General features: G+C 46.6%; 29 protein-coding genes and 2 pseudogenes. 24 read left to right on the top strand and 7 right to left on the bottom strand.

Features of this window, described 5'->3' with window-relative positions; genetic code table 11:
* Nucleotides 1-156 (bottom strand): annotated as a pseudogene (locus HMPREF9443_RS10460) (winged helix-turn-helix transcriptional regulator); the annotation flags it as partial.
* A 59-nt stretch (nucleotides 157-215) separates the two neighbouring features.
* Between HMPREF9443_RS10460 and HMPREF9443_RS00570 the strand changes: the two are divergent.
* The 5 genes and pseudogenes from HMPREF9443_RS00570 to HMPREF9443_RS00550 all read left to right on the top strand — a co-directional run bounded on the left by HMPREF9443_RS00570 (nucleotide 216) and on the right by HMPREF9443_RS00550 (nucleotide 4,184).
* A complete protein-coding gene (locus tag HMPREF9443_RS00570; protein WP_009144524.1) occupies nucleotides 216-611 on the top strand; it encodes a pyridoxamine 5'-phosphate oxidase family protein in 396 nt (131 codons plus the stop codon).
* Between the two features lie 55 nt (nucleotides 612-666).
* Nucleotides 667-1,161: pseudogene (locus HMPREF9443_RS00565) on the top strand (macro domain-containing protein); the annotation flags it as partial.
* Nucleotides 1,127-2,023: an SIR2 family NAD-dependent protein deacylase gene (locus tag HMPREF9443_RS00560; protein ID WP_009144522.1), complete on the top strand. Its 897-nt coding sequence runs from the start codon at nucleotides 1,127-1,129 to the stop codon at nucleotides 2,021-2,023. The pseudogene HMPREF9443_RS00565 and the gene HMPREF9443_RS00560, both read left to right, overlap by 35 nt.
* Before the next feature lie 513 nt (nucleotides 2,024-2,536).
* The gene (locus tag HMPREF9443_RS00555; RefSeq protein WP_009144519.1) at nucleotides 2,537-3,313 is read left to right on the top strand and encodes a ZIP family metal transporter; all 777 of its coding nucleotides are present in this window, start codon (nucleotides 2,537-2,539) and stop codon (nucleotides 3,311-3,313) included.
* A 340-nt stretch (nucleotides 3,314-3,653) separates the two neighbouring features.
* Nucleotides 3,654-4,184 carry an LOG family protein gene (locus HMPREF9443_RS00550; protein ID WP_009144517.1) on the top strand — a complete coding sequence of 177 codons (531 nt, stop codon included), beginning with the start codon at nucleotides 3,654-3,656 and terminating at the stop codon, nucleotides 4,182-4,184.
* An 89-nt stretch (nucleotides 4,185-4,273) separates the two neighbouring features.
* Here the strand turns inward: HMPREF9443_RS00550 and HMPREF9443_RS00545 are convergent, their stop codons facing one another.
* The gene (locus HMPREF9443_RS00545) at nucleotides 4,274-4,921 is read right to left on the bottom strand and encodes a potassium channel family protein (RefSeq protein WP_009144516.1); all 648 of its coding nucleotides are present in this window, start codon (nucleotides 4,919-4,921) and stop codon (nucleotides 4,274-4,276) included.
* A gap of 20 nt (nucleotides 4,922-4,941) precedes the next feature.
* Entirely contained in the window at nucleotides 4,942-6,282 is a 1,341-nt protein-coding gene (locus tag HMPREF9443_RS00540; protein ID WP_009144515.1) for a TrkH family potassium uptake protein, read from the bottom strand.
* 101 nt (nucleotides 6,283-6,383) lie between these two features.
* On the opposite strand from HMPREF9443_RS00540, the gene HMPREF9443_RS00535 reads away from it, so the two are divergent.
* The 19 genes from HMPREF9443_RS00535 (at nucleotide 6,384) to HMPREF9443_RS00460 (ending at nucleotide 22,124) form a co-directional block, all read left to right on the top strand.
* Nucleotides 6,384-7,529 (top strand): sensor histidine kinase, encoded by a 1,146-nt coding sequence (locus tag HMPREF9443_RS00535; protein WP_222859529.1) that lies wholly within the window; start codon nucleotides 6,384-6,386, stop codon nucleotides 7,527-7,529.
* Entirely contained in the window at nucleotides 7,519-8,232 is a 714-nt protein-coding gene (locus HMPREF9443_RS00530) for a response regulator transcription factor (protein ID WP_009144513.1), read from the top strand. Before HMPREF9443_RS00535 ends, HMPREF9443_RS00530 begins: the two co-directional genes overlap by 11 nt.
* Nucleotides 8,233-8,510: 278 nt before the next feature.
* Complete coding sequence (locus HMPREF9443_RS00525) at nucleotides 8,511-8,771, top strand: hypothetical protein (RefSeq protein WP_040564492.1); 261 nt, start codon at nucleotides 8,511-8,513, stop codon at nucleotides 8,769-8,771.
* Between the two features lie 310 nt (nucleotides 8,772-9,081).
* Nucleotides 9,082-9,660 carry an ArsR/SmtB family transcription factor gene (locus HMPREF9443_RS10940; protein WP_222859528.1) on the top strand — a complete coding sequence of 193 codons (579 nt, stop codon included), beginning with the start codon at nucleotides 9,082-9,084 and terminating at the stop codon, nucleotides 9,658-9,660.
* Between the two features lie 74 nt (nucleotides 9,661-9,734).
* Entirely contained in the window at nucleotides 9,735-10,331 is a 597-nt protein-coding gene (locus HMPREF9443_RS10935; protein WP_222859527.1) for a WYL domain-containing protein, read from the top strand.
* A complete protein-coding gene (locus tag HMPREF9443_RS00515; RefSeq protein WP_009144509.1) occupies nucleotides 10,332-11,297 on the top strand; it encodes a WYL domain-containing protein in 966 nt (321 codons plus the stop codon). It begins immediately after the preceding gene.
* Nucleotides 11,298-11,378: 81 nt separating this feature from the next.
* Nucleotides 11,379-11,570 (top strand): hypothetical protein, encoded by a 192-nt coding sequence (locus HMPREF9443_RS00510; RefSeq protein WP_009144508.1) that lies wholly within the window; start codon nucleotides 11,379-11,381, stop codon nucleotides 11,568-11,570.
* Nucleotides 11,571-11,584: 14 nt separating this feature from the next.
* On the top strand, nucleotides 11,585-12,148 hold the full coding sequence (locus HMPREF9443_RS00505; protein ID WP_009144507.1) for an RNA 2'-phosphotransferase: 564 nt from the start codon (nucleotides 11,585-11,587) through the stop codon (nucleotides 12,146-12,148).
* On the top strand, nucleotides 12,138-12,641 hold the full coding sequence (locus HMPREF9443_RS00500) for a tRNA(His) guanylyltransferase Thg1 family protein (protein ID WP_009144506.1): 504 nt from the start codon (nucleotides 12,138-12,140) through the stop codon (nucleotides 12,639-12,641). Before HMPREF9443_RS00505 ends, HMPREF9443_RS00500 begins: the two co-directional genes overlap by 11 nt.
* A gap of 374 nt (nucleotides 12,642-13,015) precedes the next feature.
* Nucleotides 13,016-13,288 (top strand): AAA family ATPase, encoded by a 273-nt coding sequence (locus HMPREF9443_RS10930; RefSeq protein ID WP_326569829.1) that lies wholly within the window; start codon nucleotides 13,016-13,018, stop codon nucleotides 13,286-13,288.
* Between the two features lie 42 nt (nucleotides 13,289-13,330).
* The gene (locus tag HMPREF9443_RS10205) at nucleotides 13,331-13,567 is read left to right on the top strand and encodes a metallophosphoesterase (protein ID WP_009144504.1); all 237 of its coding nucleotides are present in this window, start codon (nucleotides 13,331-13,333) and stop codon (nucleotides 13,565-13,567) included.
* Between the two features lie 15 nt (nucleotides 13,568-13,582).
* On the top strand, nucleotides 13,583-14,098 hold the full coding sequence (locus tag HMPREF9443_RS10200) for a metallophosphoesterase family protein (RefSeq protein ID WP_009144503.1): 516 nt from the start codon (nucleotides 13,583-13,585) through the stop codon (nucleotides 14,096-14,098).
* Between the two features lie 431 nt (nucleotides 14,099-14,529).
* On the top strand, nucleotides 14,530-17,013 hold the full coding sequence (locus tag HMPREF9443_RS00490; RefSeq protein WP_009144502.1) for an excinuclease ABC subunit UvrA: 2,484 nt from the start codon (nucleotides 14,530-14,532) through the stop codon (nucleotides 17,011-17,013).
* 245 nt (nucleotides 17,014-17,258) lie between these two features.
* Complete coding sequence (locus tag HMPREF9443_RS00485) at nucleotides 17,259-18,344, top strand: Coenzyme F420 hydrogenase/dehydrogenase, beta subunit C-terminal domain (RefSeq protein ID WP_087942286.1); 1,086 nt, start codon at nucleotides 17,259-17,261, stop codon at nucleotides 18,342-18,344.
* 315 nt (nucleotides 18,345-18,659) lie between these two features.
* On the top strand, nucleotides 18,660-19,178 hold the full coding sequence (locus HMPREF9443_RS00480; RefSeq protein ID WP_009144500.1) for a DUF6125 family protein: 519 nt from the start codon (nucleotides 18,660-18,662) through the stop codon (nucleotides 19,176-19,178).
* A 99-nt stretch (nucleotides 19,179-19,277) separates the two neighbouring features.
* A complete protein-coding gene (locus HMPREF9443_RS00475) occupies nucleotides 19,278-20,039 on the top strand; it encodes a DUF134 domain-containing protein (protein WP_009144499.1) in 762 nt (253 codons plus the stop codon).
* A gap of 47 nt (nucleotides 20,040-20,086) precedes the next feature.
* Nucleotides 20,087-21,349, top strand: coding sequence for an FAD-dependent oxidoreductase (locus HMPREF9443_RS00470; RefSeq protein ID WP_009144498.1), 1,263 nt, complete (start codon nucleotides 20,087-20,089; stop codon nucleotides 21,347-21,349).
* 15 nt (nucleotides 21,350-21,364) lie between these two features.
* Nucleotides 21,365-21,556: a 4Fe-4S binding protein gene (locus tag HMPREF9443_RS00465; protein ID WP_009144497.1), complete on the top strand. Its 192-nt coding sequence runs from the start codon at nucleotides 21,365-21,367 to the stop codon at nucleotides 21,554-21,556.
* Nucleotides 21,549-22,124 (top strand): 4Fe-4S binding protein, encoded by a 576-nt coding sequence (locus HMPREF9443_RS00460; RefSeq protein ID WP_009144496.1) that lies wholly within the window; start codon nucleotides 21,549-21,551, stop codon nucleotides 22,122-22,124. Before HMPREF9443_RS00465 ends, HMPREF9443_RS00460 begins: the two co-directional genes overlap by 8 nt.
* Nucleotides 22,125-22,273: 149 nt before the next feature.
* On the opposite strand, the gene HMPREF9443_RS00455 is transcribed toward HMPREF9443_RS00460, so the two are convergent.
* From HMPREF9443_RS00455 to tyrS, 4 genes are all read right to left on the bottom strand, one after another.
* Nucleotides 22,274-22,753, bottom strand: coding sequence for a YbaK/EbsC family protein (locus HMPREF9443_RS00455; RefSeq protein WP_009144495.1), 480 nt, complete (start codon nucleotides 22,751-22,753; stop codon nucleotides 22,274-22,276).
* Nucleotides 22,754-22,778: 25 nt separating this feature from the next.
* A complete protein-coding gene (locus HMPREF9443_RS00450) occupies nucleotides 22,779-23,642 on the bottom strand; it encodes an Mrp/NBP35 family ATP-binding protein (RefSeq protein WP_050787075.1) in 864 nt (287 codons plus the stop codon).
* 40 nt (nucleotides 23,643-23,682) lie between these two features.
* Nucleotides 23,683-25,008 carry a branched-chain amino acid transport system II carrier protein gene (brnQ, locus tag HMPREF9443_RS00445; RefSeq protein ID WP_009144493.1) on the bottom strand — a complete coding sequence of 442 codons (1,326 nt, stop codon included), beginning with the start codon at nucleotides 25,006-25,008 and terminating at the stop codon, nucleotides 23,683-23,685.
* A gap of 103 nt (nucleotides 25,009-25,111) precedes the next feature.
* Nucleotides 25,112-26,335 carry a tyrosine--tRNA ligase gene (tyrS, locus tag HMPREF9443_RS00440; RefSeq protein WP_009144492.1) on the bottom strand — a complete coding sequence of 408 codons (1,224 nt, stop codon included), beginning with the start codon at nucleotides 26,333-26,335 and terminating at the stop codon, nucleotides 25,112-25,114.
* Nucleotides 26,336-26,396 lie beyond the last annotated feature (61 nt).

Genomic DNA, 26,396 nt, shown 5'->3' with positions numbered 1-26,396 from the left:
AAGAAATTTGCGCAAAACTATTGACAGTACCCACATGCAGTCAAGGATTGGCTTCAAGCTTAGGCCGAGCTCAGTCAGCGAATACTCTACCTTCGGCGGCACTTCAGCGTAGACCTGGCGATGGACAAGGCCACTTTCCTCCATGGCACGCAGCTGCTCAATGCGTATTACAATAAAAGCATCACGAAACATACTATAGCTTGGAGGTACTTATAATGAAAAAAGTAGTAGAATTTCTGAATGCTAACCCTGTGCAATATCTGGCCACCGTTGGTCGCGATGGCAAGGCAAAATGCCGCCCCTTTATGTTTGCTGGCTTGCTTGACGGGAAGCTGTGGTTTTGCACTAATAGCCAAAAGGATGTCTACAAGGATATGCTGAAAAATCCGGAAGTTGAGCTTTCCGTGTCCAGTCCGGAGTATGCATGGATTCGTTTGCATGGCAAGGCTGTTTTTGAAAACAATATGCCAGCCAAGGAAATGTGCCTGCAGAATCCCATTGTAAAAGGTCAATATGGTGAAGCCACCAATCCCATCTTTGAGGTGTTATATCTGGAAAACGCTCACAGGATTATTGCTGACTTCTCAGGAAATCCCCCCTACGAATTCTAAAAAATAATGCAGCAGCCTTTGCGAAAGCGAGGCTGCTGTAATGCTATAGAAAGTAGATATTACTACTCTGAAATGTGATGCTGTTGTGAACGCTGCCAACAGCGCTATGACAGGCTGTTATATTCCCAACCATCGCTGCATTGACAACGCAATTCATACCTTCGCCGGCATGCAGCTGCGCCTTATATGCGATAATTTGATGGAGCAGCAAGGCTACCCTGAACCTGCAGGAGGTGCTAAAATTACGCCGGCTTTTAATCTTCCGAGCAGGTATGTATTGCATACCGTAGGTCCTGTTATCAGCGGCAAGGTGAAAAAGCACGAGAGAGAACTGCTTGCATCATGCTACCGCTCTTGCCTGGGGCTGGCGGCGGAGAATAAATTAGAAAGTGTTGCATTCTGCTGTATTTCTACAGGTGAATTCCATTTTCCCAATGAGTTGGCGGCAGAGATTGCCGTGCAGAGTGTTAAGAAGTTTTTCAGGCTACAGACGGGCGTAAAGAAAGTAATATTCAATGTTTTCAAAGATTTGGACAAAAACATCTACTAAAAATTACTCGGAGCAAATTAAGTGTTTACAAGCTGCACTGCAGGAATGTGAGGCTGTTGTTATCGGTGCAGGCTCCGGCTTGTCGACAGCGGCTGGGTATACCTACACAGGGGAGCGGTTTCAAAAGTATTTTGCAGATTTTGCGGAGAAATATGGCATTCGTGACATGTACTCTGGTGGCTTTTATCCGTTTCCTACGCAGGAAGAGTTTTGGGGTTATTGGAGCCGTTATATTTTTATCAACCGTTATATGGATGCACCGAAGCCTGTTTATGAAAAGCTTTTGCGCCTGGTGGCAGATAAGGATTACTTTGTCATCACAACTAATGTAGACCATTGTTTTCAGAAAGCTGGCTTTGATAAAAAGCGGCTTTTCTATATGCAGGGAGATTATGGCTTGTTTCAGTGCAGTGAGCCATGCTGCCGGAAAACGTATGATAATGAAATCAGAATTCGGAAAATGCTGGAAGAGCAGAAGGATATGCGAGTTTCTGCTGAGCTGATTCCGTATTGCCCTATCTGTGGCAAGCCTATGACAATGAACCTGCACTGCGATGCTACCTTTGTGCAGGATGATGGCTGGTATCGTGCGTCGCAGCGGTACAAGGAGTTCCTTGAGCAGCATAAGGGCTTGAGGGTGCTGTTTCTGGAACTTGGCGTTGGGATGAACACACCGGCGATTATAAAATTTCCTTTCTGGCATTTGGCAAATGAGTGGGAAAATGCTGCTTATGCCTGCATTAATCTAGGCGAAGCCTATGCGCCGGAAGAAATAGAGGCAAAATCAATTTGCATTAACGAGGATATAGGGGTAGCTTTGCAGAAGCTTATTGATAGAGGTTCAGTGCAGGACATTTTTTAATATCCCCAATCAACAAGCTACAAATTTTTAGGCATTTATATCCATAATTCATAGCATAGCAAAAAAAGCTGACGCTTTGCATTTACGCAAGGCGTCAGCCTGTTACTTTGGCAAATGATATTCTGTTTAAAGTTTTTCGTGCCAACAAAAAACGCAGCTATTACACATGCAAGAAGCTTGATAATAACTGTGTTTTTTATGCTCAGATCAAGGAACATGTCGGTGTTCAACCGATGAACAAAGTATAACATGTAATAACGAGGTAATCGTGGAAAAAAGTTGCGCGTTGATTTATTATTGCTCGATATAAGGAGGATAGATTAAGTCCTTAAGGTCGAATATGCTTTCTGCAGGTTGATGCTGACGCTGATTATACATGCAGCATAAACTCCGACGCAGAAAAGTAGGTGATATAACCCCAAAGAAATCTCCGCTTCAGCTATCATAATTCCTATCATTGTGGTATAATTAAGTTGACAAGAAACAAATTTTTTATACAAGGATGGTGAAGTAATGGAGACTTTTATCGGAATACTGATACCTTTTATCGGAACAACACTCGGTTCGGCGTGCGTGTTCTTTATGAAAAAATCGCTGAGTAATATGGTGCAGCGCTCGCTTGCGGGCTTTGCAGCCGGTGTTATGGTTGCAGCATCTATCTGGAGCCTGCTGATTCCTGCTATCGAGCAATCCGAAAGCATGGGAAGGCTGTCCTTCCTCCCTGCGTTTATCGGCTTTTGGATTGGAATATTGTTTTTGCTCCTGCTTGACCACATGATTCCCCATCTGCATGTGGGAAGTGAGCAGACGGAAGGTCCCAAAAGAAATTTGAGCCGTACTGCGATGATGGTTTTGGCTGTCACGCTGCACAACATACCTGAGGGAATGGCAGTAGGTGTAATATATGCCGGCTTTCTGGCGGGTAATACGTCAATTACGGCAGCAGGGGCGCTTGCCCTGTCCATCGGTATTGCTATTCAGAACTTCCCTGAGGGCGCGATTATTTCTATGCCGCTTCGTGCAGAGGGAGAGAGTAAGAGCAGAGCGTTTTGGGGTGGTGTGCTGTCCGGTGTTGTGGAACCAATCGGAGCAGTGCTGACGATACTTGCCGCTCAGTTTGTAATACCGGTGCTGCCATATCTTTTGAGCTTTGCTGCCGGTGCAATGCTTTATGTTGTTGTAGAGGAGCTTATCCCTGAAATGTCGCAGGGAGAGCATTCCAATATCGGCACGATTTTCTTTGCCGTAGGCTTCAGTGTGATGATGGTGCTGGATGTTGCGTTAGGGTAGAGAATAATTTCGGTATATCAGAATACTGCCGCTTGCAAACAGTATAGCGGAAAGCCTGAAAGAGACAAAGAATATTATGAAATGAGAGATTGCTGTGAAAACAAAAACAGCATTAAGAAATTTGATGGCAAAATCGAGCTTCTTAATGCTGCACTTCACAGTAATCTCTCTTTAATTAAACAGTTTATCTGGCATGCCTAACATCTTCTTTTGCACATAGACAGATTCTGACGTACTCATCATCAAGCTATATATATAATTATTCCATATCGCTTGCACAGGTATTTTTATGGTGGTAGGCTAAATTAAACAATACTCGGAGGACTTAACGTGAATATACGTGAATATAACAGTATATCTTGCCTCGTCGACAGGCAATGATCATAAATTTGAGGCTGCGGTTAAAGAGCTTGGCACCTGGATTGGTGCGAGTGGTAATACATTGGTTTACGGTGGTTCCAAGACAGGCCTGATGGGAGAGCTGGCACAAAGCGTTCTGCAGGCAGGCGGTAAGGTTATCGGCGTGGAGCCGCAGTTTTTTGTAGATGAGGAATATCAATATGAGGGACTGACGAAGCTGATAGTTACCAAAGATATGGCAGAGCGCAAAACGAAGATGATTGAGCTTGGCGATGCTTTTATTGCCTTTCCCGGTGGTGTGGGAACGCTGGAGGAGGTCAGTGAGATTATGTCAAAGATTTCACTGGGACATCTGCAGGCGCCGTGCATCTATTATAATCTTGACGGTTATTATGATGATATAAAGCACTTTCTGCAGCAGATGATTGCTAAAGGTTTCTCTTCAGAGGAAAAGCAGCAGGGAGTATATTTTGCGGAAAGCTTGGAAAAAATTAAGGAATTATTGAAATAAAAGAGTTGACGAGAATATAAAAAGGCTGACGCTTCGCATTTACGCAAGGCGTCAGCTTTTTTGCTGCCGTAAATATTCTGTGCTTATATTTATATCCGGAAACACTTTTGCAGTGCTGTATACTCACCTAATGCTAACATAGTTATGTCCTCGGATAATACGGTGTCAGGTGTTATGGAGACATCAGTTTTTCCTAAGCGTTTTATACCAAGAATATTGATGCCAAACTTCTTGCGGACATCCAACATACCGATGCTTTTACCAACCCATGCTTTTGGCACCTCTACTTCAAAAATAGCGTGCTGCTTGTCAATTTCAATATAATCGAAAATATGGTCTGCGGTGTAGCGTTTGGCTGCCCATATAGCCATCTGTTTTTCAGGATAGACTACATTGTCTGCACCGTTACGAAGCAGAAACTTTGCCTGGACATCGCGTTCAGCACGAGATACTACACATTTTGCGCCCAGTTCTTTTAAAAGCGAAGTAGTTTCCAGCGAGTTTTGAAAATTACCGCTGATAGTTACGAAGCAAACGTCAAAATTCCTGATGCCAAGAGCACGTAAAAACTCTGCATTGGTACTGTCACCGATTTGTGCTTTGGTGACAAACGGCAGTACATCGTTAATTCTTTCCTCGTCAGTATCAACCGCCATGACCTGATGCCCTAATTGTGAAAGTTGCATAGCGATATGACGCCCGAAATGACCTGCTCCAATCAATAAAATATTTTTCATAGGATATCCACTCCTTTTGTTTAGCCAATAGTGATTTTTTCCAGCGGCAGTTTTGAGTTAACTGCTTTTTTGCCGGATAATGCTGCGTACATGAGCGTAAGGCTGCCTACTCTGCCAAGATACATAAGTAAAATCAGTATCAGTTGTGAGGGTACATGTAGCTGCGGTGTAATTCCTAACGTCAATCCGACTGTTCCCAATGCTGATGCTGTTTCATATAAGCAGGATGACAGTGGCAGGTTCTCATAGGCACTGATAAAAATTCCTCCCCAAAAAAATAGTGCAATATACATGGTGAGGATAGTTGAGGCAAGCTTGATTGCATTGTAATCGATTCTGCGATCAAAAAAATGGGCACTGTCCTGCTGGCGATAGGTCGCAACAATGTTGGCAAGCAGGACGGCAAAGGTTGTCGTTTTCATACCACCGGCAGTTGATCCCGGTGAACCGCCAATCAGCATCAAAAGAATCATAATGCCTTGCGACGAGCCTGACATAACAGATAAATTTACTGTATTGAAACCGGCTGTTCTTGTTGTGACTGACTGGAAGAGAGCTGCCTGAAGACGCGCTTCGATAGGAAGAGCAGCAAAATCAGCAAAGAAGAAAAAAATTGCCGGAAAGATAATCAGAATTAACGTAAAGATGAGGATTACCTTGCTCTGCATTCTGTAGCGCCGGAACTGCAGCTTGTTTTCCCAAATGTCCTCCCAAGTTAAAAAGCCGATACCGCCAATTATGATAAGCAGCATAATTGTTATATTTATCATAGGATTCTGCGCGTAACCGGTAAGGGAGGGGTAGAGGTTTTCAGCGGTTCCCGAAATATCGAAGCCTGCATTGCAAAAGGCGGAAACAGAATGAAAGACTGCCATCCAAATACCGTGCCAGCCATAGTCGCGGCAGAACACCGGCAGCATGGCAAGTGCACCAATCATTTCAATCAAAAATGTTCCCCACAGGATAAACTTCGTAAGCCTGACGATACCGCCTACATTTGGCGCTGATATTGCGTCCTGCATGGTGGTGCGCTGCATCAAAGAAATTCTTCGTCTGGACAGGAGTGCAAATGATGCCGCTACTGTTACAACACCAAGACCGCCAATCTGTATCAGCGCCAGAATGACTGTCTGCCCAAAGGCCGACCAATAGCTGCCGGTATCATGTATTACAAGACCTGTTACACAAACTGCGGAGGTTGCGGTAAAAAGAGCTTCGTTAAACGGCGTTATGCAACCTTCCTGCGTAGAAATCGGCAGCATCAGCAGTAATGCACCCAGCAGGATGACTCCTGCAAAACCTAATATGATAATTTGAAAAGAAGAAAGCTGAAATCTTCTCCCAATTATTTCTTCTGACATAATTACACCTTCTTGTTCATCAAGTGATGTGTTTATTGAGCGTTGCTTTGCTTGTTTCTATCATAGCATTTCTGCGGTGTAGATTTGGTAAAGAAACGGGTATGGAGCAATATTATCCGGTGCTGTACCTTGAAGCGCTTTTGCTCGTGAAGTATAATGGGTTTGTAAAAATAATTAGGAGAAGCATTATGAAGCATCAACAACGACAAGAAGATATTTTGTTTTCGGTCTGTGTTTTTTTCGGCGCTTTTGCCATTAATCTTCTGATTCGGAAACTCTTTACAACACAAACGCTGGTTCCTATGATTTTTGTATTTGGCGTATTTCTGATATCGCTGAAAACGCACGGGTATTGCTATGGTATTGTTTCGGCTGTCTTAAGCGTATTTGCCGTAAATTTCGCTTTTACTTATCCTTATTATACTTTAGATTTTTTCGTAGAAGAAAGCATCTTGTCTGCTATTATTATGCTGGTTGTTGCCGTTTCCACCAGTACGTTGAACAGTAGGATACGTGATCAGGAGAATTTGCGGGCAGAAAGCGAAAAGGAGAGGATGAGGGGCAATCTGCTGCGGGCAATCTCTCATGATTTGCGTACACCTCTTACATCAATATATGGCTCATCTTCTACGCTGATTTCCAAGAAGGATGCACTTTCGGAAGAACAGCAGCTAAAGCTGTTGGGAGAAATTCAAGAGGATAGCGAGTGGCTTATCCGCATGGTCGAAAACCTGCTGGCTGTTACAAGAATCGACGGTGCTAAGGTCAAGGTTGTGAAAACGCCAATCGTTTTGGATGAACTGATTGACTCTGTGCTTATGAAGTTCTCCAAGAAGCACCCGAATCAGAAGGTGATTACGCAGATACCGGCCGACTTTGTGGATATTCCTATGGATTCTATCCTTATCGAGCAGGTGTTGTTGAACTTTTTGGAAAATGCCGTTTTTCATGCGAAAGGAATGACAGAGCTGAAGCTGTCGGTTTCCCTTGCAGGAGATAAGGCCATATTTGAAGTTGCCGACAACGGGTGTGGCATTCCGGAGGAGATTTTGGATAAGATTTTTACCGGATGCTATAAAAAGTCTGCAGCACCGATAGACGGAACGCGCAGCAATATGGGCATCGGTATTTCGGTTTGCGCTGCTATTATTAAGGCGCATGGCAGCGAGATTTTTGTGGAAAACAGGAAGGGCGGCGGTGCTGTATTCCGCTTTTCTTTGGCAAGAGGGTGCGATAATGAGCAATAATAAATTCAAAATTTTAATCGTAGAGGATGAAGCAAACATCCTAAGCTTTATCAAAGCAAATTTGGAAATAAGTGATTATCAGGTAATCTGTGCAGAAACCTGTGCGCTTGGAATGATGATGTATGCTTCTTATCATCCGGACCTCATTGTTCTGGATCTCGGGTTGCCAGACCGTGATGGCTTGAGCTTAATTCAGGATGTTAGAGAAGCGGATACTGTTCCCATCATTGTCCTTTCTGCCCGTTCCGGCGAAATGGACAAGGTGGAAGCCTTAGACCTTGGCGCGAATGATTATATTACTAAGCCGTTTGGAACTGAGGAACTGATGGCTCGTATCCGTGCAGTGCTTCGCAGTCATCGTTACAGTGAGAAAAACGAGGGTAATCACATCGGTAAATTTCAATTTCAGGATTTGATGATTGATTACGATAAAAGGCAGGTTTTGGTCGATGGAAACGAAATCGACCTGACACAGACGGAATACAATATTTTGACTTTCCTCTCCATCCATGCGGGAAAGGTGCTGACTTATGCTGCCATAATCCAAGCAGTATGGGGATATTCTGATTATGGCAGTGTCAAAAAGCTACAGGTAAATATGAAAAACATCAGGAAAAAAATGGGCGTGACACCCGGAGAAAAGCGCTATATTGTTAATGAGCTTGGTGTAGGCTATCGTATGCTGGCAGAAGATGAAGAATAGGATCTGCCGGAAAGTGTACAGATGGCTAATATAATGATAAACTAAAATCCGTCCTTATGCTTTCACAGCACAGGGGCGGGCTTTCTTTTAATATAGGTGTTATGATTTTTACAAGCATGGTATAATTAGAACAATGCCATTGTACAAATCTGGCTGCGAAATTTGCTTTGCATAAACAGCTGACGGTGAAGGAGGTTGGGGTTGGCCTGACCTTGGAGTGGTAAATAATAACTTATATGTCAGCTGGATTTTGCAAAATGCTTAGAGGATAAATTTTCGTGGGTGTAATTATGAAAATAAAAAGTATTATAGCTAAAGCGCTGTTGATAATGTCGTTATTTGTGGTTATGCCGCTTGTTTTTTCTCAAGATAATTATGCGTATGCTTCGAGGGAAGAGCTGTTGGATCTTGAAGAAGAAAAGTCCGATATAGAGGATGAAATAGCAGAAAGACAGGCCAACGGTGAAAGCTATGACAATTTGGAAGAGCGGCGTAATGACGTGCAGGATGAAATAGAAAATATTAAGGATGAAGGCTGAGGCTTTCGGCAAAATCCGCACATAAACTCTAAGCTCGCAAGTGCGCATATTTTTATCAATGGTAACCCAAAAGCGCAGCTGTTATACATGCATAAAGCATGCTGATAGCTGCGCTTTTCTTGTTGCCTGTGAAACCCGCAAAAAAGCTGCATTTGATTTTTCGTTTTAGGGTGTATTCAATTATTTGACATAGACAAAATCTGTCATTAGTGTGTGCTATACTAAAGATAAATCAGTGCTTAAGTGAAAAAAAGGCGCTGAAGTTGGGAATACTGTTTATCGGATTTACTGCGGAAGGAGGGTGCTGCTTGTGGCTTTTAATGAGTTAATAAAAAACTTTGATAATATACGCCTGCTGATGCGTGATTTTTATGTCTTTGGCTTTAGGAGCAGAGCTGATTTTGCGGATAAAAGCGCCCGCAGCTATGACAATGAGCGCAGACGTATTGAAAGCTGGCTGGGCGAATATATGTATTTTCGTCAGAATACCGGCGGCAAGAACTGCTTTATTTCCGTAGACAGCAGAAAAATCTGGCATAATCCTTTTTACAAGGCGTTGAAGGCGAAGAGCTTTACGGCTAATGATATCATGCTGCATTTTTTTCTGCTGGATATTTTGCAGCCTGGTGAAAAATTTACTCTGCGTCAGCTTATGGAAAGGCTGGATGCAGCGTATTTATCTTGTTTTGACGAACCAGTGGCGCTGGACATTTCCACTGTGCGCAAGAAATTGGCAGAATATGCAGAGCTTGGTTTAATAGAAAGTGAAAAGTGCGGGCGTGAGTTATATTATGAGCGCAGCAGGGATGAGGTCAATTTAGATGCTTGGCACGATGCCGTGAGCTTTTTTGCCGAAACGAATCAGATAGGTGTTGTGGCAGCTTTATAGAGGATAAGTTTTCTGCAGGCAGCAACGTATTTTCCTATAAACATCATTATTTGCTGCATGCCTTGGAGAGTGACGTGTTGCTTGATTTACTGGCGGCGATGGAGTGCAGGCAGTGCGTGCGTATTGAAAGCTCTTCTTCCAGAGGCAAGAACATTTCTTTCCGCGTGCTGCCGCTGAAGATTTACGTAAGCACGCAAAGCGGCAGGCGTTATGTGATGTGCTGGTTCTTTAAGGCGCATAGGATTATTTTCTGCCGTCTGGATAATCTTGAACGTGTTCTGGAAGCGAAGCCTGTGCGCGATTATGACAAGTTTTGCGCTATGGCAAAGCAGATGGAACAGCATTTGTGGGGCGTATCTATGAACAGATGGCTTGCTGCTGATGCCTTGGAGCATGTGGAGCTTGTAGTGCGCATCAGCAGTGACGAGCCGTATATTTTACAATGCCTGGAGCGGGAAAAGCGCTGCGGACGAGTGGAAAAAACAGATGCTGAGCATTATCGTTTTATTGCCGATGTACATGATGCAGGCGAAATGCTGCCCTGGCTGCGTACCTTTATCGGTCGCATTGAAAGTTTTTCCTGCAGCAATAAGGCTGTGGAAGAAAAGTTTTGGCAGGATTTAGCGGAGGTGTACGCTATGTATGGCGTGAAGAAAGCAGGTGAAGCGTAGATGAGCACAGTGTTCAGTGAGGTTTACGGAACCTATTATAATGTTGTGGCGAAGGTGCTGACGCAGGCGCTTGACGGAAAACTGTCTGCAGCAAGCATGCAGCAGCTTGTCTGCGAGGGTGCTTATGGCGACAGCGTGCTGCAGCTTTTGCCTGCACTTGCTGACGGTACATGGAAGCTGCTGACGCCGGAGCTTGGGACACCGCTGAAAAATAAGCCGACGATGCCCCTGACTGCTCTGCAGAAACGATGGTTGAAAACCTTGCTGCTTGATGAAAAAATCAGCTTATTCTTTTCTGATGAGGAGATTGCGAGGCAGCAGGCTGCATTGCAGTCTGTAGAGCCTTTGTGCAGGCCTGAGCAGTTTGTCTTTTTCGACCGCTTTGTGGATGGCGATGCTTATACCAATCCCAAATACAGAGTAAACTTTAGGGAAATTCTTCATGCCGTGCGGGAAAAGCGTTATCTGAATGCTTCGTACCGGAGCAATAAGGGAACGATTATCGTCTGGACGGATTTGGTGCCGGTGTCTTTGGAATATTCGGCTAAGGATGATAAGTTTCGCATGCAGGCAATAGCCGAGCGTAAGCAGGTGACGCTGAATTTAGGCAGAATAATATCCGTAGAAGCGGGAGAGGCGGTAGAGCATGTAAAAAGCTTGAAGAAGGGAGAACTTGCCGAGCAGACGCTGGTTTTGGAAATTGAGGATGAACGCAGTACGATGGTGCGCGCATTGATGCATTTTTCCGACCTGGCGAAGGAAACGGAAAAGCTGGACGAGTCGCACTACCTGCTGACAGTGCAATATGACAAGAGCGATGAAACCGAAATGCTTTTCCGTGTATTGAGCTTTGGGCCGACGATTAAGGTGCGTGAGCCGGAGGACTTTAAGGAGCTTATAAGAAAAAGCTCAGAGAACAGCTGCAATGCAGCGCAGAATTTTAAGTGCGTATGTTTTTTTCCATGATTATAGCTTGCTGCTGTGTTAAGATTAACATAGCAACAAGCTATTTTTATAAAACAGAACAGATGATGGAGGAATAAGCATATGGAAAAATTTGTAAGCTATGAGAAAATGTCGAAAAAACAGCAAAAGATAGTCAACGCCTCCAAACGAGGCAACTGGGGAAATGTGAAGCCGATTACCAAGGTCAAGGCTTCGGCAAAAATTTATAATCGTAATAAAAAGCAGAACTCCGGAGACTATGGCTATAGATTCGGGAGTTCTGCTTTTTTATAAGGCGGGGAAATGCTATGAGCAAGAGCTTGAACGAATGGGGAAGATTTTTGGCGCTAGTGCTGCGGCATAAACCGCAAGCAGTTGGTATTGAGCTGGATGCGCATGGTTGGGCTCAGGTGGAAGCACTGCTGGCTGCCTTTAACCGGATAGAAGCGTTTAATATGCTTATGCTGGAGCAGATTGTTGCCGAAGATGGCAAGCAGCGTTTCGCATTCAGCGAGGATAAGAAGAGAATAAGAGCGAATCAGGGGCATTCCGTGAAGGTTGATGTGGAACTTTGGGAGGTTGCGCCGCCGGAGCTTTTGTATCACGGGACAGGCGTTAAATATGTTGCGAGTATTAACAGGCAGGGACTTATCGCCAGGCAAAGGCTGTATGTGCATTTGTCGGCGAATGTAGAAACAGCGCATAATGTCGGCAAAAGACATGGAGAGCCGTTTATCTACGTAGTTCTGGCAGGCGAAATGGCGAGAGCGGGCTACAAGTTTTACCTTTCGGCCAACGGCGTGTGGCTGACAGAAAGCGTGCCCAAGAAGTTTTTACGGGAATTGGAAGGAGCTTTAGATAGTGAAATTTGACGATTTTGATAAGCGGATGCGAGTGTATGAACAGAGCATTGATCAATATATAGTTCCGGGAATGTATATAGTAGCAAGGCTTGACGGACGCAGTTTTACCAAATTAACGCGTGAAATATGTAAATTTGAGGCACTATTTGACACGCGTTTTCGTAATTTGATGGTTGATACAACTAAGCATATTATGAATTGCGGTTTCAAGGTTTTGTACGGTTATACAGAAAGTGATGAAATATCCTTGCTGTTTAGTCCCGATAATAGCGCTTTTGCTAACAAAGTACGCAAAATAAATACTATATTAGCAGGTGAGGCCAGTGGTTATTTTTCCTTGGCACTTGGTAAGGCGGTCTGCTTTGACTGCAGAGTTGTGCCTTTGCCTAACATTGAACTCGTAAAGGATTATTTTTTGTGGCGGCAGGAGGATGCAAACCGAAATGCGCTTAACTCTTGGTATTATTGGACGTTGCGTAAGGAGGGACTGTCAAAAAAATGAGGCTACGCAGTATTTGAGGGCAAAAAGTGTTGCCTTCAAAAATGAGCTTCTCTTTGCAAGGAATATAAACTACAACGATGTACCGCAATGGTAGAAAAGAGGCGTTGGTGTATACAGCAAGGAGTATATTCGCCAAGGCTACAATCCGATTTCGAGAAAAATTGTATTCGTAAAAAGAAAGAGCTTTGAAGCAGATTATGAGTTGCCCATAGCTGAAATGTATTCGTCATTTATAGGCAGTTTTTTAGCTACAAAGTATTAGTTAAGTAAGGTGATTGATATGAGAATATTATTATTGATGCGTGGTGTGCCGGGCTCCGGCAAGAGCACGTTTATAAAAGAGCAGGGACTGAAGCCTTATACATTGAGCGCGTATGTACTGCGTCTGTTATATGCTTCGCCGATGCTGGATAACGCAGGCAGATGGTGCATCAGCCCACATTTTGACAAGCAGATGTGGCCGTTTTTGCCTGCAGACGCTGGAGGAGCGCATGAAGCGTGGCTGCTTTACGGTCGTGGATGCCACCAACATCCGCGGCAGAGATATAACTGCGTACAAAAAGCTTGCCAATGAGTATAAATATCGTGTTTATGTGGTTGATTTTACTGATATTACTATTGAGGAAGCAAAGAAAAGGAACCTGTAGCGTGAGGAATACAAACAGGTTCCGGAAAATGTTATTGAAAGAATGTATGCTCAGCTGGCGGATAATAAGGTTCCGTCCGGCATTACCGTAATCAAACCGGAGGATCTGGCGCAAATTTGGTATAAACCACGCGATTTATCTGCCTATAAAAAGGTAATTCATATCGGTGATATTCATGGTTGCTATAAGCCGCTGAAGGAATATCTTGAGGAAATAAATCCGCAAAACTACTATATTTTTCTTGGCGATTACATTGACAGGGGCAGCGAGAATGCTTAGGTCCTGCAATTACTGTTGCAGCTTGCCACATTAGATAACGTTACGCTGCTGGAGGGCAACCATGAGGCTAACTTGCGGGATTACGGCTTGCCGGATGGCGTTGCTTCGAAGGAGTTCCGCATGCATACGGCACCGGAGCTGGCGCAAGCAGGCCTGAGCAGGAAGGCGGTATATAATTTTTACAGGAAATTATCGCAGTGCTTCTGCTATACATATCAGGGCAAAAAGGTTTTAGTAAGCCATGGCGGCTTGGCACGTATGCCGGAGAATTTATCTTTGGTGGCAACAGCGGAGCTGGTTTACGGCACCGGCGTGTATGAGGATGCGCTGGACGTTGATATATGCTTTGCCAAGCATGCTGCTGCGGACGAGTATCAGGTTCACGGATACCGCAATTATGAGGGCGTGACTGCGGAGGTTAACGAGCATTGCTTTAATCTGGACGGAGCGGTGGAAATGGGCGGTCAGCTGCGGGAGCTAGAGCTTAGCGAGGATGGCTTTGTGACGAAGATGATTGCTTCGAGCAAGTAGTTTGAAGAGCGCAAGTCCTGCGTGTAAAACTTTTAGGCTATCGGAAGTCTGTTTTATAAGATGCGAAAATAAGCAAAGGCATAATAAGCTGTGATAATGCAGCTTGTTATGCCTTTTTGCGTGCTTTAAATTTTAAGAATAAAAAAGAACTCCCGTACGTTAGAAGCTGGTGACACAGTGCCCCAATAACGAATTACAGGTAGTTCTTTGTGGGAGGGACTAACAAAGCATCTGTCCCCCTCATCCGACCACTGACTTCCAAGTATGATGCTACACTCCATCAGCCGGGAATTCGATTATATCATAAGCAACATCATCAATCGTGGAAAAAAGCTTGCGCATAAGTTGCACTTGTATTGTTATAGTGTTAGACTAAATTAAACATATCATGCATATTTTAAAAGCGATTCAATTCATACAGGAGCAGAACAATGATTGATAAAATGCTTATTCGTGGCGCTAAGGTCCACAATCTGAAAAATATCGATATAGATATTCCCTTGGGGAAAATTGTCGGCATTGCGGGTGTATCCGGATCCGGCAAATCATCCCTGGCGCTTGGCGTGCTGTACGCCGAAGGCTCACGCCGCTATCTGGAGGCGCTTTCTACCTACACGCGCCGACGCATGACGCAGGCTGCCAAGGCTTCCGTAGATGAAGTGTTGTATGTTCCTGCTGCCTTGGCTCTGCACCAACGTCCGGGAGTGCCTGGAATCCGCAGTACCTTCGGCACAGGTACGGAGCTGCTGAGCAGTTTGCGCCTCATGTATTCGCGCCTTGCCAACCATCGCTGTCCCAACGGACATTATCTGGAGCCGACGCTTTTGGTTGCCGCAGGCAAGAAGCTGACTTGCCCGGAGTGCGGCGCACAGTTTTATGCGCCGTCTGCCGAGGAGCTGGCCTTCAATTCGCAGGGTGCCTGCAAAACCTGCGGCGGTACCGGCAGCGTCCGTACGGTAGATTTAAGCACGCTAGTGCCTGATGAATCGCTTACCATAGAGCAGGGCGCTGTTGCACCTTGGAACAGCCTCATGTGGTCGCTGATGACTGATGTCTGCAAGGAGATGGGCGTGCGCATAGATGTGCCGTTTCGCGAGCTGACGGAGCGGGAGAAGGATATCGTTTATCATGGTCCTGCGGAGAAAAAGCATATTCTCTATCATCCGAAGAAAAGCAACTCCAATGATTTTGCCGAGCTTGATTTTACCTATTTCAAAGCTGTTTATACAGTAGAAAACGCGTTAGCTAAGGTTAAGGATGAAAAGGGCATGAAGCGCGTAGAAAAGTTTTTGAAGGAAGATATCTGCCCCGACTGCCACGGTACGCGTTTGTCTGCAGCAGCGCGTGCGCCGAAGCTGTTAGGCATTTCGCTGGACGAGGCCTGCAGCATGACGTTGGCACAGCTTGTGACATGGGTGCAGCGTGTTCCCAAAAGCCTGCCGGAGGCAATGCGCCCGATGGCGGAACGCATCTGTGAAGCTTTTACCGGCACTGCAAAACGTCTGCTGGACTTGGGACTCGGTTATCTTACGCTTGACCGCTCCGCTGCTACGCTCTCTACGGGAGAGAGGCAGCGTATGCAGCTGGCGCGTGCTGTCCGCAACCGTACTACTGGAGTTCTTTATGTGCTGGATGAGCCGTCAATCGGTCTGCATCCTTCCAATATCGTGGGACTGACCGGCGTAATGCATGACCTGGTGGCAGACGGCAACTCTGTAATCCTTGTGGACCACGATACGCAGATTTTGCAGGAAGCAGACTGGCTTGTGGAAATGGGACCGGAGGCAGGCGCCGGCGGTGGCCATGTAATTGCGCAGGGAACGATAGCGGAGATTGAAGCAAATCCTGCTTCGCAAATCGGCCCGTTCCTTGCCGGAAAGGCAGCGGCAAAGCGGAAAAGCTGCGCTCAGAAGCAGGAGCTGTTTGCTGACGGTACCATTCATCTTGCTACTGCATCGATACATACCGTTAAGCCATTGGAGATAGATATTCCGAAGGGCAGGCTGACGGTTGTCACCGGTGTATCCGGTTCCGGTAAAACCACAATGGTTTTGGAAAGCCTTGTACCTGCGCTGGCTGCGGCGATTGACGGCAAGGCGCTGCCTGAGCATATCCGTGCCATTAACGCTGAGGGGATTGAGCACGTAAAGCTCATTGATGCTACGCCTATCGGCATCAACGTCCGCTCTACTGTCGCCACCTATGCAGGCATTCACGATGATTTGCGCAAGCTTTACGCCAAATTGCCAGATGCCAAAGCGCATGAATATAAGGCCGGTGCTTTTTCGTACAATACAGGCTCGCTTCGTTGCCCTGGCTGTGACGGAACAGGCGTTGTCAGTCTGGATGTGCAGTTTTTGCCGGATGTGGATATACCCTGCCCGGACTGCCGCGGTTCGCGGTACGCGAAGGCGGCCTACGATATCAGGCTGACGAACGAGGCAGGGGAAGGCGCTTCGCTGCCGGAGCTGATGGCTATGGACGTAAACACTGCTCTTGAGTTCTGCAAAAATATGAAGGGCATCAGCCAAAAGCTGAACGTGTTGCGTCAACTTGGTCTTGGTTATCTGACGCTGGGCGAGGAAACGCCGGGTTTATCGGGCGGTGAAGCACAGCGCTTGAAGCTGGCCAGCGAAATCGGCAGAACGCAGCATGATTCTGTTTTTGTCTTTGATGAGCCTTCGATTGGCTTGCATCCTTTGGATGTACAGGTACTGCTGGAGGTTTTTCAGGCGCTTTTGGATAATGGGGCAACTGTCGTTGTCATTGAGCATGATTTATACGTTATCCGTAACGCTGACTATGTGCTTGATATGGGCCCCGGCGGCGGTGATGCAGGCGGAAGGCTTGTGGCGTGCGGAACGCCGACAGAGATTAAAGCAAACGCAAACAGTATTACCGGCAGATTTTTGTGATTGAGCGTGGAGTGATAAGAGAATAGTAAAAAAGTAAGAGCTGATTTTGGCGAATTGCGAAAGTCAGCTCTGTTTTTGTGCGTTAGAAATTACGCTGTCAAGCAGTGTCGGCGCATAGTGGCAAACTCGCAGATAGTGCAAGCAAGAGGGCTTTTTTGTGATATAATAAAAGAAAAATCACTTAAGCAGAGTCTTATGCTGAAATATAAGCTGTAAAAGGCTATGGCAACAGGGAGGTTAAACACATGATTGAGCTGAGCAGCAAGCAAAACTGTACAGGCTGCAGTGCTTGCGCCAATATCTGCCCGCGTGGCTGTATAAAAATGACTGCGGACGAGGAAGGCTTTTTGTATCCCAAGGTTAACGAAGAAATGTGTATGGATTGCGGTTTATGTGAAAATGTCTGCCCTATGCTGCACAAACCGCAGCAGCATGAGCTGCTTGCGGTGTATGGTGCCAAGAACAACGATGATGCAGTGCGCTTTACTAGCTCCAGTGGGGGAATGTTCACGCTTTTTGCTGAGGCAATCTTAAAGCAGGGCGGTGTTGTGGTTGGCGCGGCGCTGGACGAACAGCTTAATGTGCAGCATGTGTTGGTGGATAGCCTTGCCGATTTGCCTAAGCTGCGTGGTTCGAAATATGTGCAGAGCAAAATCGGCAAGATTTACAGTGAGGTACGGCAAATTTTACGTGCAGGCAGAAAGGTTCTGTTCAGCGGTACGCCTTGCCAAATTGCCGGTTTAAAGAAATATCTGGTAAAGCCGTCGGAGAATCTTTTGACGATTGATGTGGTTTGTCATGGTGTGCCTAGTCCCAAGGTTTATCAAAAGCATTTGCGGGAGCTGGCGCAGGAGGCAGGCGAGCCGGTTGTGCAGGTGAATTTCCGCGATAAGGCGAAGGGTTGGAAGCAGGGCGAGACATTGTTCTTTACCGAGCATCAGCACTTCGGGGCGAGCAAGCGGCAGGAAACGTATATGCGCCTTTTCCTGAATAATATCAGCATACGTCCGTCCTGCGGTGAGTGTGCGTTTAATAATAAGCGTAGCCTGGCGGATATCACGATTGCCGATTATTGGGGAATAGATAAGCAGTACCCGGAATTTGATGATGATAAGGGCGTTACGCTGGTGCTGGTGAACAGTAAGGCTGGAGCGGAATTACTGGCGCAGGTTAAGGATAAGGCGGAGCTTTTGACAACGGACTTTGCCAAGGGAGCAGAATATAATTTGGCGGTGAGCAAGTCGCTGCCGCTAAATCCTAAGCGGACATTTTTCTTTGAGCATCTTGATGAGTATACGCTGAAAGAGATGGTAGAGAGGTGCTTGGAGTGAGTGGGGATAGTATACATCTATTAAAACAATTGTTAATAAAAGTTAGATAATATGATATGATTAAGATACTGAGAGGAGGGAATGATATTAGCGATATAATAAAGAAAATGATCTTTTATAACAAGTATGAGGACTAATAATTTTAAGCAAAATGTATCGCTGATTTCGTGAAAATGCAAGAATTGATTTCGATAGTAGTAATAGCGTTTTTAATAATTTCCATTGTAGTAATGGTGAAAACACTTAATAAGCAGTAGGTTCAATAGATTACATATTGAATGGAAATAATTTCCCCCACAAAGGAGGTTATTCATCATGTACAATAAATATCTTGCGGAATTAAGCAAAGAAGAACTTTTGGAGCTGATTGAGCTCTACGCGAAAAACTGGCTGGCGCATGATGGTGTCTGGTTTCAGTCGATTGAACGCAAATTCGGTATGGCGGAGGCCATGTACCATGATGAGGAAGCGTGGAAGCGATTTACTGTGATTGAAGCCAAGCGCATCAAGGAGTTTTTGCAGCTGCCGGAGAATCCTGGACTTGAGGGCCTGGAGCAGGCGCTGCACTATCGCTTTTACGGCAATTTGAACGAGCATGAATGCATTCGTGAAGGCAACAGGCTTGTTTACCGCAACCGCGACTGCCGTGTGCAGACGGCGCGCAGCCGCAAGGGTATGCCGTATCATCCGTGCAAATCGGTCGGTATTTACGAATACAGCGGTTTTGCTGCTACGATTGACGCGCGCATCAAATGCCGTTGCCTGAGCTGCTTCCCTGATTGTACGGAAAGTCCTGACGGCTGTGTGTGGGAATTTTATCTTGAAGAAGAGTAGAATATTTGCTGTTATAAAATTTAAATGGGCATATGTCAAAAATATAATTGACATATGCCCGTTTCGCTTATATAATGGACTTAGAGAGGAGGAAATCAGATGCCTAGGAAAGTAAAATGCAGAAAGGTTTGCCATTACCCGCAAACGCTGGAGTTTTTACCGCAAAACAATAATGCAGAGCAGGAGCCTATTCTTCTTACCGTTGACGAATACGAAGCGATACGCCTGATTGACAGGCGCGGTATGAGTCAGGAGCAGTGCGCGGCCTTTATGCAGATTGCGCGGACGACAGTGCAGCGCATTTACGAAACGGCGCGCAAGAAGTTGGCGGATTTTGTTGTGGAAGGACGGTCGCTGCGTATCGAAGGCGGAGATTTCCAGCTCTGTAACGGCAGCAGTACAGGCTGCGGCTGTGTTGATTGCTTTAAGCAAAAATTATATGAAAAATACAAGGAAAAGGGAGAAGATATTATGAGAATTGCAGTAACCTATGAAAACGGCGAGATTTTTCAACATTTCGGACATACTGAGGAGTTTAAGGTTTATGATGTGCAGGACGGCAAAGTTGTTGCGTCCGAGGTTGTGAATACCAACGGCCAAGGTCATGGTGCTTTGGCAGGCGTATTGACCGCGCTGAAGGCAGACGTTCTGATTTGCGGCGGTATCGGCGGCGGTGCACAGATGGCTTTGGCTGCTGCAGGCATTAAGCTGTACGGCGGCGTAAGCGGCAGCGCGGATGCAGCGGTAGAGGCTTTGCTGGCAGGCAATTTGGACTACAACCCCGCTGTTAAATGCAATCACCACGGTGAGCACGGCGAAGGTCACACCTGTGGCGAGCATGGCTGCGGCGGTCATCACTGATATAAGATAAACTACGAATACATTATTACAAAGGAGGCCTGATGTAAATGGCGATTATTGTAAACCCGACGGCTGCAGAGTTCAAGCAGATGCTGGCCGAAAAGAAAACCTTCCTGGCAGATTTTTATGCGACCTGGTGCGGTCCCTGCAAGATGCTCAGTTACGTGCTGGAGGATATTGCTAAAGAGATGGGCGAGCGCATAGATATCGTGAAGATTGATATAGATAGGGAGCCGGAGCTGACGGAGGAAATGGATATAACCATTATTCCCGGTCTGTTCTTTATCAAGAACGGCGAGGTTGCTTCGCGTTACGCAGGCTTTCTGCCGAAGGAACGCCTGCAGGCAAGACTGGAAAAGCTGTTGGGCAACGAACCGCCGGTGGAGCAGGCTCCCGATAGAAGCTATGATCTGATTATTATCGGCGGCGGTGCTGCCGGCCTGACGGCAGCTGTTTATGCGCGCCGCGCAGGTTTGAAAACTTTGGTGCTGGAATCCTTTGCTCCCGGAGGCAAGCTGATAAAAACCTTTGAGATTGAAAACTGGCCCGGCATCAAGAATGTTAACGGCTCACAGCTGGCCTACGATATTTACGAGCAGGCGATGGCCTTAGGCACAACCTATCTTTATGAGAAGGTTGCTGCTCTGGAGATTGAAGGAGCGGAGCGCCGTGTGCGCTGTGCGAGCGGTGCGGAGTTTACGGCACCTGCTGTGATTATCGCTACCGGTACTGTGGAGCGCTTGCTGAACATTCCGGGCGAGCAGGAGATGATCGGCCGCGGCATCAGCTTCTGTGCTGTCTGCGATGCGGCGTTCTACCGCAATAAGCATGTAATTATTGTGGGCGCAGGCAATGCTGCTTTTGAGGAATCACTGTATCTTGCGGAATTTGCGTCGAAGGTTACGATTCTGGCGCGTCGTGATGTTATTAGCGCTGAGCAGATTACGCAGGATAAGGTGACCGCTAATCCGAAGATTGAAGTGCTGACATGGCGTGTACCGCAGGAGGTTATTATCGAAAATAATCGCGTTGCGGGACTCAAGGTGCTTAATAAACAGACGGGAGCATCGGAAACGATGCTCGCAAAAGGCGTCTTCCCCTATATCGGCGCGGACCCTGTAACAGATTTCTGCCGTGATTTGGGCATCACTAATGACAAGGGCTATCTTGTTGTGAAAAGCGATATGTCGACTGCTGTTCCCGGTGTGTATGGCGCCGGTGACGTGTGCGACAAGGTGCTGCGTCAGGTTGTAACGGCGACTAATGACGGTGCTATTGCGGCTCAGAGTGCTTTGAAGTATTTGCGTTAAAGGACGTGTGGCATTATGAAAAGATTTGCATCGGTAAACGAGGACAGATGCGTTTCCTGCGGTGCCTGCACGCAGGTGTGCCAGCGTCAGGCAATCAGTATATACAAGGGGTGCTTTGCAAGAGTGGACAGGGAGCGCTGCGTTGGCTGCGGTATCTGTGCCAAAACCTGTCCTGCAGGCAGCATCAGGGTGGCAACAGATGGCTAAGAAAGTACAGCATTGGTATGATTATCTTTGGCTATGGCCGATAATTTATTTTGTCCTGGGCTTTTTCAATATCCTTTTTGCCTGGCTGGGAATGATTGATTTTATGGTGCCTGTTTTGTTGGCACTGTTTGGCGGCAACAAGCTGTTCTGCAACCGTTACTGCGGACGCGGACTGCTTTTGGCAAAGCTGGGCGGCGAGTGGAAGTGGTCGCGTAACCGCGCTACGCAGGAGTTTTTGGTCGCCAAATGGTTCCGCTTCGGCTTTTTATGCTTCTTTATGGCCATGTTCGGCAATATGCTGTGGCAGACTTATCTTGTAGCTGCGCAGGCGCAGTCTTTGCGCGAGGTAGTGACACTGCTCTGGATGTTTAAGCTTCCTTGGGCGTGGGCCTATACCGCAGGCAGCTCTTCGGCATGGGTTGCGCAATATGCCTTTGGCTTTTACAGCGTAATGCTCACTTCTATGCTGCTTGGCTTAGTTGTAATGGCGCTGTTCAAGCCAAGAACCTGGTGTACCTTCTGCCCGATGGGTACTATGACGCAGATGATTTGCAAAATGAAAAAATAGCTTGTGAAAAATTTACAAGCATATGAAAAATGACCTCCTGCAGTCAGCAGTAAAAGCTGCTTACGGGAGGTCTTTTTATGCGTAAAAAAACACAGCAGACGCTGAATCTGCTGCGTATTAAAAATTGAATTTGATGTTGTTATCGATGCTTATTCCTGCCAGCCTTTGCACAAATCTACCCAGCCCTGACAGTTGGCGCTGTACTGCTCCAGCTCGTCCGGAGTAAGCTCAATAGCGCTGTTGTGGCTGCCGCAGGCAGGGAAGAAGGTTACAAAGCGTTTGAGGGAAACGTCAAGATAAACCTTAACGCCGTCATTGATGCCGAAGGGGCAGACGCCGCCGATAGCGTGGCCGATATCAGGCTCTACTTCGTCAGCAGTCAGCATCTTGGCCTTGCAGCAGAAGAAATGCTTGTACTTGGCGTTATCTACCTTAGCATCGCCTGCTGTGACGATGAGGATAACGCTGTCATCATGCAGCTTAAAGGAAAGGGTTTTGGCAATGCGCGCAGGCTCACAGCCTGCTGCTTGTGCTGCCAGCTCTACGGTAGCGCTGGAGGTTGCAAACTCTATGATACGATTATCTGCATTAAATTGTTTCAAGTATGTACGAACCTTTTCTATAGACATGACAAAAGCCTCCCTTTAAAAATGCTTACTGAAAATTATCAGCTAAAAAATCACAGCAATCGTCCAGCTCTGCTACATGGCAGTCCGCCAGCTTGCCTGCATCGCAGGCCGCTGCCAGGGACGGGTTAATCGGCAGGCGGGCGAGCACCTTCAGACCGTAGGCATCGGCAGTTTCTGCCAGATGGCTGGGGCCGAAAATTTCGTAATCCTTGCCGTTATCGGGGCAATGGAAGTAAGCGTAGTTTTCAATCAGACCGAGAATCGGAATGTTCATCATGCGTGCCATTTTTACTGCCTTGGCAACAATCATGGAAACAAGCTCCTGCGGAGAAGTTACGATGATAATGCCGTCAACAGGCAGGGATTGGAAGACGGTCAGCGGTACGTCACCGGTTCCCGGCGGCATATCAACAAACATAAAGTCTATATTTGTCCAGATGGCATCGCTCCAAAATTGCTTTACCATACCGGCGAGCAGAGGCCCACGCCAAACAACAGGGTCAGAATCATTCTTCAAAAACATATTGGCAGAAAGCACCTCCAGACCGCAGGGAGCAGTCAGAGGCAGAATACCGATTTCGTTGGCTTTGGCCTTGCCGTTTACGCCCAGGTTATGTCCCATGGACGGACCGGTGATATCAGCATCTAAAACAGCACAGCGCTTACCGCGGCGCTGCATACTGCTTGCTAAAAGACCGGTGATGATGGACTTGCCTACACCGCCCTTGCCGCTGACTACGGCGATAACCTTTTTGACGCTGCTCATCGGATTGAGCTGCGCACGGAAATCAGTTGCCTGTGTTTTTTCAGCAGCTGCTGCGGAGGGACAGCCTTCACAGCTGCTGCGTCCGCAGGAAGATGCATTGCTGCATTGTTGTTCGTTAGACATAAATTACACCTTACTCTCTAATTGATTATGAATAAATTTATTAGTTAGCTTTTCTTACAGCCTTCAGCAGCAGGCCTACAGCAATACCGCCGAAGCAGGGAACAACCCAGCCGAAGCCGATGTCAAACAGTGGCAGGTTCTGCGCCAGAAAGTTATCCAATGCCATGAAGCGGATGTTGGCAACGCGCAGACCGTCGAAAACAGCGAAAATAGTTGTCAGTATCAGGCAGATGCGGAAGGTCAGCTGATCATCATGGATAATTGCACGACCGATGTTGAGAATTACCAGAGCGATAATAATTGGATAGAGCATGCAGATAACAGGAATGGAGAACTTGATGATGTTTTCCAGACCGAAGTTAGCTACTACCAGGCTGAAAGCAGAGACGAAGAATACCAGTCGCTCGTATTGCATACGGTTATTGCTAAGTTCGGCAAAATAACCGGAGATAGCGGTTGTCAGGCCGATGCTGGTGGTGAGGCAGGCAAAGAAAATAATCAAAGCCAAGACAACCTGACCGCCGAAGCCCATGTAATAGGTACAGATTTTGCTGAGCAGAGTTGCACCATTGGGGATAACACCGAAAACATTGATGCTCAGTGCGCCGGTGTAAGCCAGTGCTGCATAGATGATAGCAAGGAAGAAGGCTGCAATCAGGCCGGCATAAGAGCAGAGCTTGGTCAGAACCTTTTTATCGGTAATGCCTTGAGCTTCAATAGCCTTGATAGTAATAGAACCGAACAGAATTGCTGCCAGAAGGTCCATGGTATTATAGCCTTCCTGGAAGCCACGGAAGAACGGAGATGCAGCGAAGTCCGGATTAGGCATTTTCAGGCTGCCGGTAGGATTTACGAAAACGCAGACCACGAGAACTGCCAGACAAATCAAAAGCATGGGGGACAAAAATTTACCGATATGACCGATGATCTTTGACGGATTAATGGAAAAGAAATAGGTCAGGATGAAAAAGAACACGGTGTATACCGGCAGGCCGATAGCTTCGCAGGAAGCAGGCAGCAGGCTGTGAATACCGGTGTCAAAGGAAACGGCAGCGGTACGCGGAATAGCGAACAGCGGGCCGATAGCCAACGCACAGAGAATGGTAACGGCGCGGGCATACAGGGGATGCATAGGCATAGCAATGGAGTCCGGGTTATCGCTTTGCTTCATAGCCATAGCAAGTACGCCCAAAAGCGGGAAGCCAACGCCGCTCAGGCAGAAGCCGAGCATGCCCCAGGAAATGTTTTCACCTGCCATCTGTCCTAAAACAGGCGGGAAAATTAAGTTGCCGGCACCGAAGAAAAAGGAAAATAACATCAGGCCGATGGGAATGATTAATGAAAGGTTTATCTTATCGTTTTGCATTAAGTGCTCCTTTTTTACTACCTTAATTAAAAGAGTAGTCTGTATTTTGAAATCATAGAAAAAGCCACCTAGTCCGTCAGGAGCATAGATGGCTTTAAAAGGCTTATTTTACCAGCAGACGGAAATATTTCTTTTTACCCTTACGGATTAACAGGCTCTTATCTGCATCAAACATGTCTGCACTCAGGCATGCTTCTGCATCCTGCAGGACAGTGTCTGCTACAGTCAGGCCGCCTTGGGCGATTAACTGACGAGCTTCGCGTTTGCTGCTGAAAACTTTAGCGGCAGTCAGTACATCGATAATCTTGGCAGTCATATCTTCCGAGGTAATTTCGATTGCCGGTACGTTGCTCATGTCTTTGGCATTGCCGCCGAAGAGTGCTTCGGTAGCTTCCTGCGCCTGACGCGCTGCTTCTTCGCCATGAACAAGCTTGGTAACCTCATAGGCCAGAACTTTTTTAGCTTCGTTAATAGCTGCATCCTTCAGTGCGCTCAGACGACGAACTTCATCCATCGGCAGGAATGTCAGCAGGGACAGGCAGTTTTCTACGTCGCTGTCGGCAACATTACGCCAGTATTGATAGAAATCATACGGAGAAGTTTTTTCCGGGTCAAGCCACAGAGCACCCTTTTCGGTTTTGCCCATTTTGCGGCCATCGCTGGTGGTCAGGAGCTTGCAGGTCATGCAGTATGCAGGCTTTTGATCCTTGCGGCGGATTAATTCTACGCCGGCAAGCATGTTGGACCATTGGTCGTCGCCACCCAGCTCCATAATGCAGTTATGGTCATGGTGCAGCTTCCAGAAGTCGTAGCCCTGCATAATCATATAGTTGAATTCAAAGAAGGTCAGGCCTTTTTCCCAACGCTTTTTGAAGCATTCCGCAGCCAGCATACGGTTAACGGTAAAGTGTACGCCAACCTCGCGCAGCAGCTGAACATAGTTCAAGTCTAACAGCCAGTCAGCATTGTTGACAATAATAGCCTTGTCTTCACCGAAATCAATGAAACGGCTCATTTGCTTTTTGAAGCAGGCAATGTTGTGAGCGATGAATTCCGGAGTGAGCATTTTACGCATTTCGTCCTTGCCGCTCGGGTCGCCTACCATGCCGGTGCCGCCGCCCAAAAGTACGATAGGACGATGGCCTGCGCGTTGCATATGGCTCATCATCATCAGGGCGATGAAATGGCCTACATGCAGACTGTCCGCGGTGGGGTCAAAGCCGATATAAAAGGTAATTTTTTCCTTCTCTAACAATTCTTTAATCTCGTCTTCATGGGACATTTGCTTAATAAAGCCACGTTCCATAAGCACGTCATAAACAGACATCAGATAACCTCCTTAAAATTTAAGCTGTGAAAAACAGCCTAGGCGATATATATAATCTACA

Source organism: Phascolarctobacterium succinatutens YIT 12067 (genome assembly GCF_000188175.1).
Classification (GTDB): Bacteria; Bacillota; Negativicutes; order Acidaminococcales; family Acidaminococcaceae; genus Phascolarctobacterium_A; species Phascolarctobacterium_A succinatutens.
The sequence above is the reverse complement of the archived record's forward strand: the minus strand, read 5'-3'. Positions and strand labels throughout refer to the sequence as shown.